At 68.0% G+C, this 6,719-nt stretch carries 5 protein-coding genes; all 5 read right to left on the bottom strand.

Translation table 11 applies throughout. From position 1 onward, the window contains the following. The coding region (locus SAOR_RS12965) for a histone deacetylase family protein (protein ID WP_221179990.1) at nucleotides 1-1,058 on the bottom strand (1,058 nt) is incomplete at its 3' end. A 92-nt stretch (nucleotides 1,059-1,150) separates the two neighbouring features. Next, nucleotides 1,151-2,092, bottom strand: coding sequence for a ketopantoate reductase family protein (locus SAOR_RS12960; RefSeq protein ID WP_123631802.1), 942 nt, complete (start codon nucleotides 2,090-2,092; stop codon nucleotides 1,151-1,153). An 88-nt stretch (nucleotides 2,093-2,180) separates the two neighbouring features. After that, a complete protein-coding gene (locus tag SAOR_RS12955) occupies nucleotides 2,181-3,332 on the bottom strand; it encodes an acyl-CoA dehydrogenase family protein (RefSeq protein ID WP_123631801.1) in 1,152 nt (383 codons plus the stop codon). Between the two features lie 18 nt (nucleotides 3,333-3,350). After that, complete coding sequence (locus tag SAOR_RS12950) at nucleotides 3,351-4,529, bottom strand: acyl-CoA dehydrogenase family protein (protein WP_123590811.1); 1,179 nt, start codon at nucleotides 4,527-4,529, stop codon at nucleotides 3,351-3,353. 22 nt (nucleotides 4,530-4,551) lie between these two features. Next, on the bottom strand, nucleotides 4,552-6,639 hold the full coding sequence (locus SAOR_RS12945; RefSeq protein WP_123631800.1) for a 3-hydroxyacyl-CoA dehydrogenase NAD-binding domain-containing protein: 2,088 nt from the start codon (nucleotides 6,637-6,639) through the stop codon (nucleotides 4,552-4,554). Nucleotides 6,640-6,719: the final 80 nt, after the last annotated feature.

The raw sequence follows: 6,719 nt of genomic DNA, 5'->3' as shown, positions 1-6,719 counted from the left end.
GCCATGCCCGGCTCGCGCGGCGTGGCCGGCTCGCCGCCGGCCATGACCTCGAGCACCCGGCGAGTGCAGCGGGCCAGCGTGTCCGGGTTGTAGCCGCCTTCCAGACTCATCACCAGCCGGCCGTCGCAGTAGGTGTCGGCCAGGCGCTGGACGATGCCCGTGAGCGCGCTGTAGCCGTCGTAGCTCATCTGCAGACACAGCTCGTTGCGATGCGCGTCCATGCCCGCCGAGACCAGAATCAGTTCCGGCTGAAACCATTCGGCGGCCGGCACGAGGATGTCCTCGAAGGCCGCGACCACCGCGCGATCGCCGGCGTCCTCCGGCAGCGGCACGTTGACCGTGGTGCCCTCGCCCAGGCCGTCGCCGATCTCTTCGACGTCGCCGGTGCCCGGGTAGAACGGCGCGGCGCGGTGGGTGTCGAAGAACAGCACGCTGGGATCGGCCGCGAAGATGTCCTGGGTGCCGTTGCCGTGATGGGCGTCCCAGTCGATGATCAACACCCGCTCGATATCCCAGTGGAACTGGGCGTGCGCGGCGGCCACCGCGATGTTGTTGAACAGGCAGAAGCCGCGCGCCCGGACCGCGTTGGCGTGGTGTCCCGGCGGCCGGCTGATGGCGAACGCCGACTGTGCGCGCTTTTCGAACACGGCATCGACCGCGGCGATCGCCGAACCGGCTGCGACCTCGGCGGCATCGAGACTGCCTGCGGAGATCGCCGTGGTGTCGACGTCGAGCCAGGCCTGCTTGCCCTCGAGCTCGTAGAGGTTCTCCAGATAGGAGGTGGTGTGCACGCGCTGGAGCTGTTCCCGGGTGGCCGGCTCGGCGCCGGCGAAACGCACGCCCGGCACCGGGTCGCCGACCAGCAGATCGCGGATAGCCGTCACCCGACCGGGATGCTCCGGATAGCTCCACTTCGCGTCGGCGCTCAGCCCCAGGCCGTCGAGGATGCTGCGGATGCGCTTGTCCATGCGGCCCGGCAGGAACGGCTCCTCGGCCTCGGGCCGATGCAACAGCACCCGCTCGTCGTAGATCACCAGTACATCTCGATCGCCAGTCACGCACGGGCCTCCATGGGAATCCGCGAGCAGCATAACGCGCCGGCGCCGGGGTGACGACGCATCAGCGCGGTGACACGCCGGCGTACCTCGGGCTAGGCGTCGCCCTCGGCCAGTCGATCGCGCATGGCCAGTACGGTGGCCATCGTGGACAGCCGCGGTACGGCCACGCCGTAGCGCTCGGCCAGGGCGACCACGTTGCCGAGAATCGCCTGGATCTCCATCGGCCGGCCGTGGAGATAGTCCAGCGCCATGCTGTTGCGATAGGCCGGCATCTTGCGGGTGCCGGCGATGTTCTTGTCGATGGCGTCATCCGGCAGCGGATGGCCGTCGGCCGCCGCGACCGCCTTGACCTCGGCCATCATCTCGCGCGCCAGCGCCTCGCCGCCGGGCGTGTCGAGCATCGTGACGGTATCCGCGCCGTCGGCCAGCACCGACAGCGGGTTGAACGGTGTATTCCAGAGGCTCTTGGCCCAGCGCTCGCCCACCACCTGATCGGCCAGCTTGACGTTGATGCCGCCGTCGGTGAACAGGGCCTCGAGCGCACGGCAGTCGTCGGTCACGCCCGCCGGCCAGGCGCCCATGGTCAGACGCCCGAAGGCCTTGTGCTCGATCACCGCCGGCTCGTCGGTCCGGCTGACGGCGATGAAGGCGAGACAGCTGATCAGCGGATTGTCGGGGAAGGCATCGGCCACCGCCGGTTCGATGTCGATGCCGTTCTCGATAAGCACGATGCCCGTGTCCGGACCGACCCAGGGCGCGAGCAGCGCCGCGCGGTCGATGCCGGGCAGCACCTTCACGCAGCAGATCACATAGTCCGGCGTGGCGACGGGCGTGTCGCCGTCGCGATAGACGTGATCCGGGCGGTAGGACAGATCGCCCAGCGGGCTGCTGATGGCGAAGCCGCGCTCGCGCACGACGTCGTATTCCGAGCGCAGCACCACGCTGACCGCACAGCCGGCGCGCTTGGCGATGGCGCCGTAGAAACTGCCGATCGCGCCTGCGCCGACAACGAGTACATGGGGCATGTCCGCCATGACCACCTGCCTTTGTGATGAAGACCGGGAACCGGGCCGCCGGCATGATACCGCCGGCCGCGCCCGGATGTCGCGGCCGCCGTTTCGCCTAGGCTGCGCGTGCCGTGTCGGTGAGGGTCTCGCGCAGCGCCGCCATATGCCAGGTCCGATCGCCCAGGTAATGGTCGATCATGACGATGCGCTTGGCGTAGTGGGCGATCGCGGATTCCTCCATCATGCCCATGCCGCCGAACAGCTGGATGGCCTCCTCGGCCACCAGACGCCCGGCCTTGCCGACCATGACCTTGGCCGCGGCGATGCGCTGGCGGCGCTCGGCCGGGTCGGACTCGAGCGAGCAGGCGGCCCAGAAGGTCAGCGAGCGGACCTTCTCCAACGCCATGCGCATGTCGACCATGCGATGCTGCAGCGCCTGGAAGCTGCCGATCGGCACGCCGAACTGCTTGCGTTCCTTGAGATAGTCCAGCGTCAGATCGCAGGCGATCTCCATCGCCCCGGCGGCCTCGGCGCAGAGGGCGACCACGCCGCGCTCCAGCGCCGACTCGAGCGCGTCACCGGCACCGCCGACCTCGCCCAGCAGGGCGTCGGCGTCGACGTGCACGGCCTCGAGGGTGACCTCGGCGGCGCGGTGGCCGTCGATCGTCTCGTAGCCGCGCCGATGCACGCCGGCCGCGTCGGCTTCCACGATGAAGGCGCTCAGCCCCTCGGCGCTGTCGATCTCGCCGCTGGAGCGGGCGATCACGATCAGCCGGTCGGCGCTGTCGCCGTGGGCGACCACGGCCTTGTGGCCGTCGAGCACGAAGCCGTCGCCTTCGGCGCGCGCCGTGGTCCGGACCCAGTGCGGGTCGTAACCGCCATCCGGCTCGTGGCTGGCCAGTGCGTAGCGCGTCTCGCCGCCGATGATGCCCTCGGCCAGCTCGGCCCGGCGCGTCTCGTCGGCGAGCCGGTCGATCAGGCTGCCGCAGAGCACGACCGTGGACAGATAGGGTTCGAGCACCAGACCGCGCCCGAAACCTTCGGACACCACCATCAGTTCGGCGCCGCCGCCGTCGAAGCCGCCGGCGGCCTCGGAGAACGGCACGCCCAGCAGGCCGAGTTCGGCGAACTGCTGCCAGACCTCGGCCGAGAAGCCGGCCTCGGACGTGCGGATGCTCTCGCGGGCCTCGAAGGTGTACTGATCGGCGACCAGCCGGTCCACCATGTCCTTGAGCATCCGCTGCTCATCGCTGTACGAAAAATCCATGACGCGTCCGCCTGATCGTTAAAGGCCGAGGATGGCCTTGGAAATGATGTTCTTCTGGATCTCGTTCGATCCGCCGAAGATGGAGAGCTTGCGCAGGTTGAAGTAGGTCGGCGCGGCCACGTTCGCGAATTCGGGCCCCACCGCCGGCTCCGACTCGTCGATGAACGGCAGCGCATAGGGCCCGGCGGCCTCGCGATAGAGATCGGAGATCTTCTGGCGCACCTCGGTGCCCATGATCTTGAGAAACGAACTCTCCGCGCCCGGCACGCCGCCGGCCTCGGCCGCCGCGACCACGCGCAGGTTGGTCATCTCGACGGCCATCAGCTCGACCTCCAGCTCGGCCAGGCGCTCGGCGAAGGCCGGCTGCTCGATCAGCGGCGTGCCGCGGACGACCGTCTCGCGGGCGATGGTCTTGAGATGCGCCAGCGCGGCCTTGGAGATGCCCACCCCGGCGATGCCGGTGCGCTCGAAGGTCAGCAGGTACTTCGCGCAGGTCCAGCCCTTGTTCTCCTCGCCCACGAGGTTGTCGACCGGCACCTTGACGTCGTCGAAGAACACCTCGTTGACCTCGCGCTCGCCGTCGAGCGTGATCAGCGGGCGCACGGTGACGCCGGGGCTGTTCATGTCGATCAGCAGGAAGGAGATGCCCTCCTGCTTCTTGACCGTCGGGTCGGTGCGCACGAGACAGAAGATCATGTTCGCGTGCTGGCCGAGCGTGGTCCACGTCTTCTGGCCGTTGACGATGTAGTGATCGCCCTGGCGCTCGGCGCGCGTCTTCAGGCTGGCCAGATCGGAGCCCGCACCCGGCTCGGAATAGCCCTGGGCCCACCAGTCGTCGGTGCGCAAGATGCGCGGCAGATAGTAGTCCTTCTGCGCCTGGGTGCCGAACTTGATGATGACCGGCGCCACCATGTTGATGCCGAACGGCAGCAGCCGCGGCGAACCGGCCTCGGCGGCCTCTTCCTCGAAGATGTGCTTCTGCACCGGGCTCCAGCCCGGACCGCCGTATTCCTCGGGCCAGTGCATGGCCAGCCAGCCCTTCTCGCCGAGCACGCGGTGCCAGTGCACCATCTCCTCGGGCGTGAGCCGCTTGTATTGCTTGACCTTCTCGGCGACGTCCGCCGGCAGGTTGTCCCGGAGAAAGGCGCGCACCTCGTCACGAAAGGCGCGTTCCTCGGCGTTGTATTCGATATCCATCGCGGTGTTCTATCCTGAAAGATTAAAGATCGGCGAAACGCTTGCCTTCCTTGGCAAGCCGCTCGAGCAACGGCGCCGGTTTCCAGTCGTCGTGGCCGGTCTCGTCGTGGAACTGCTGGATCTTGGCGTGGACCTTGTCCAGACCGATCGAGTCGGCCCAGAACATCGGCCCGCCCTGATAGACCGGGAAACCGTAGCCATAGATCCATACGATGTCGATGTCCAGCGGACGCATGGCCACGCCCTCCTCGAGAATCTTCGCGCCCTCGTTGACCATGACGTAGAGGCAGCGCTCGAGGATCTCGGTGTCGCTGATTTCGCGGGTCTCGATGCCCTGCTCGGCGCGGTACTTCTCGATCTCGGCGGCGGTGACCTCCGAGGGCCGCGGCGTGCGATCGCCCTCGGCGTAGTCGAACACGCCACCGCCGGTCTTCTGGCCCCAGCGCTCCTGCTCGGCCAGCGCGTCCAGCCAGTTGCGCTCGGGGGCGTTGGCCGGATCGCTCTCGCGCAGCCCTTCGCGGATGCGCCAGCCGACATCGAGCCCGGCGAGATCGGCCATGGCGAACGGCCCCATCGGCAGGCCGAAGTCATAGAGCACCTTGTCGACCTGGGCCGGCGTCGCCCCCTCGTTGACCAGCGATATCGCCTGGGCCTGGCGCTTGTGCAGGATCCGGTTGCCCACGAAGCCGTAGCAGACGCCGACCAGCACGCCGACCTTGCCGATGCGCTTGGACAGGTCCATGACCGTGGCGATGACCTCGTCCGACGTCGCCTCGCCGCGCACGTTCTCGAGCAGCTTCATGACGTTGGCCGGCGAGAAGAAGTGCATGCCGATGACGTCCTCGGGACGCCGGGTCGACTGCGCGATCTCGTTGACGTCCAGCGTGGACGTATTGGTGGCCAGAATGGCGCCCGGCTTGGTCACGCGATCCAGTTCGCCGAAGACCTCCTTCTTGACCTTCATGTTCTCGAACACGGCCTCGATCACCAGATCGACGTCCGAGAGATCGTCATAGGACAGCGTGCTCGTGAGCAGCGACATGCACCGCTCGACCTGCTCGCTGGTCATGCGGCCCTTCTTGGCCGTGGCTTCGTAGTTCTTTCGAATGAGCGCGACGCCCTTGTCGAGCGCCTCCTGCTTCATCTCCAGCATCTTTACGGGGATGCCGGCGGACAGGAAGTTCATGGCGATGCCGCCGCCCATGGTGCCGGCGCCGATGATGCCGACCTGCGCGATCTCGCGCCGGGGCGTGTCCTTGGCGATGCCGGGCACCTTGCCGACCTCGCGCTCGGCGAAGAAGACGTGACGCTGGGCGGCGGACTGCGGCGAATTCAGCAGTTCCGTGAACAGCTCGCGCTCGCGCTTCTGGCCGGCGGCGAAATCGAGCTCGGTGGCCGCCTGGACCGCCTTGATGCAGTGGAACGGAGCGAGAAAACCCCGCTTCTTGCGGGCGATGGACTGCTCGTAGTCGCTGAAGACCGTGTCGCTCTCCTTGTCGACCGTGAGCTCGGAGACCTTGCGGCGCGGGGCATTGTCGTCGGCCAGCTGGCGAGCATAGGCGATCGCCTCGGCCTTCAGATCGCCGGAGACGACCTTGTCGACCACGCCCATCTTCTCCAGCTGGCCGGCCTTCATCGGCTTGCCGCCGACGATAGCGTCGAGCGCGGCCTGCGCGCCGATCAGCCGCGGCAGGCGCTGGGTGCCGCCGGCGCCGGGGAGCAGTCCGAGGTTGACCTCGGGCAGCCCCATCCGCGCCGAGTCCAGGGCCAGCCGATAGTCGCAGCCGAGGGTGATCTCCATGCCGCCGCCCAGCGCGGTGCCGTGAACCGCGGCGATCAGCAGCTTGCCGGAATCCTCCAGCCGGTTGATGACGTCGGGCAGCGCCGGCTCCTTCGGCGTCTGACCGAATTCGCGGATATCGGCGCCGGCCGGGAAGGTGCGACCCGCACCCATGACCACGAGCGCACGGGCGCCGTCGTCGGCCAGCCCCTGGTCGAGCGCGTCGAGCAGCCCCTGGCGAACGGCATGGCCGAGCGCATTGACCGGCGGATTGTCGACGACGATCAGGCCGATCTCGTCTTCGCGCTGATAGGAAACGACATCGCTCATAGCGGCTCCTCGAATGGTTCGTTGTGCGCTCGCATTGCGCTTTCGGGCACGCGCGGCGAGCGGGGACAGGGGCGTGAAAC

The organism is Salinisphaera orenii subsp. orenii MK-B5 (assembly GCF_003788635.1).
Taxonomy (GTDB): Bacteria; Pseudomonadota; Gammaproteobacteria; order Nevskiales; family Salinisphaeraceae; genus Salinisphaera; species Salinisphaera orenii.
The sequence above is the reverse complement of the archived record's forward strand: the minus strand, read 5'-3'. Positions and strand labels throughout refer to the sequence as shown.

Excerpts from the sequence above, each read along its gene's own strand:
- SAOR_RS12950 (WP_123590811.1), bottom strand. The coding sequence starts at position 4,529 with ATGGATATCGAATACAACGCCGAGGAACGCGCCTTTCGTGACGAGGTG.
- SAOR_RS12960 (WP_123631802.1), bottom strand. The coding sequence starts at position 2,092 with ATGGCGGACATGCCCCATGTACTCGTTGTCGGCGCAGGCGCGATCGGC.
- SAOR_RS12955 (WP_123631801.1), bottom strand. The coding sequence starts at position 3,332 with ATGGATTTTTCGTACAGCGATGAGCAGCGGATGCTCAAGGACATGGTG.
- SAOR_RS12945 (WP_123631800.1), bottom strand. The coding sequence starts at position 6,639 with ATGAGCGATGTCGTTTCCTATCAGCGCGAAGACGAGATCGGCCTGATC.